Genomic DNA, 630 nt, shown 5'->3' on the forward strand with positions numbered 1-630 from the left:
TTTAAAGAGGGGTTTACAAGTAGCAACACAGTAGAAATTAGTCAATTTATTGATGAAATGTTAAATGAGCTTGGAAAAATTAAATAACCAAAATCATAATAAAAAAGCTATTCCAGTCTTATTAGCATCAGATTGGAATAGCTTTTTCTAAACATTCAAGAGTTTTATAGTTCGCCATGGATATCTTTATATGTGAAATATATCACAAAGTTTTAAACTTGTAAAGGATAAAGTAAAAAGCCATCTCGAATTTGGAGGACGAGATGGCCTATATATAAGGGGGTTATGCCTTATATACACAGCAGGTAAACTGTAACATATTCTCCTACTAAATAAAAGCAACCTCATATCCCATGGCATTGGAGAGAGGTTGCTTTTTGTCATTCCTACTCGTTGAAGAATGTATAGCACCGCAAGTAAAATATAGCATATTTTTACCATAAATACTACATTTTGTAGTTAAAGCATATGAATAAAACGTGCACTTTTTATTCATCTATTTGTCACTCAGCCCGAGGCCAAACGTTGATAAATCAAGGATGTATAAAAAGCTGCATAAAACAGAAACACACTCTATTGAGGACCCTTACGGCCACAAGGGTTCTTTTTTGTGGTGTGTTCCGGAAAGAG

Annotated in this window: 1 protein-coding gene; it reads left to right on the forward strand. The window is 33.7% G+C overall.

Features of this window, described 5'->3' with window-relative positions; translation table 11 throughout:
• The coding region (locus OK414_RS29765) for a Spo0E family sporulation regulatory protein-aspartic acid phosphatase (RefSeq protein WP_264363583.1) at window positions 1-87 on the forward strand (87 nt) is incomplete at its 5' end.
• Window positions 88-630: the final 543 nt, after the last annotated feature.

This window comes from Priestia sp. JV24 (assembly GCF_025910025.1).
Lineage (GTDB): Bacteria > Bacillota > Bacilli > Bacillales > Bacillaceae_H > Priestia > Priestia megaterium.